Source organism: Winogradskyella endarachnes (assembly GCF_009741275.1).
Classification (GTDB): domain Bacteria; phylum Bacteroidota; class Bacteroidia; order Flavobacteriales; family Flavobacteriaceae; genus Winogradskyella; species Winogradskyella endarachnes.
Genome location: NZ_WOWS01000030.1, coordinates 1 through 413 on the forward strand (window position 1 = coordinate 1; position 413 = coordinate 413).

1 protein-coding gene is annotated in these 413 nt (G+C 30.0%); it reads right to left on the reverse strand.

Annotated features, from left to right (window positions below; translation table 11 throughout):
- Positions 1–362, reverse strand: a 362-nt coding sequence (locus GN138_RS15890; RefSeq protein WP_157364977.1) for a helix-turn-helix domain-containing protein, incomplete at its 3' end; no start/stop codon positions are given.
- Between the last annotated feature and the right edge of the window lie 51 nt (positions 363–413).

Here is a 413-nt window from a genome sequence, read left to right on the forward strand (position 1 = left end):
GCTTCATGAGAAATAGACATTATAGGATCATTGGGATAAAGCTCTTTGATTCTTCCAGATATTTGTTCTGGAGTCCACTCAGATAAAAGTCCTTTATAGACAAAATGTTTTAGAGGTTTATGTGTGCTAATTTTATCTAAAATTCTTTTGTTTAAGTAATCATCTTTAGCACACCAATGTGATAAATGAGCATCGTATTTATCATTGGTATTACCGACTAATTTGTTTACTTCTCTAGTGATAGTTGATCTAGATCTTTTTAGCTGTTTAGCGATATAAGCTTTGGATCTATTTTCGTTTAAAAGAGTCTCAATTTGGATTCTTTCTTTTAGGGTAAGTCGTCTATGCTTTTTTACTTTCATTATAACAAATCTATAATTTTAGATTTGTTGCGTTAAGTTATTGAATAGAGC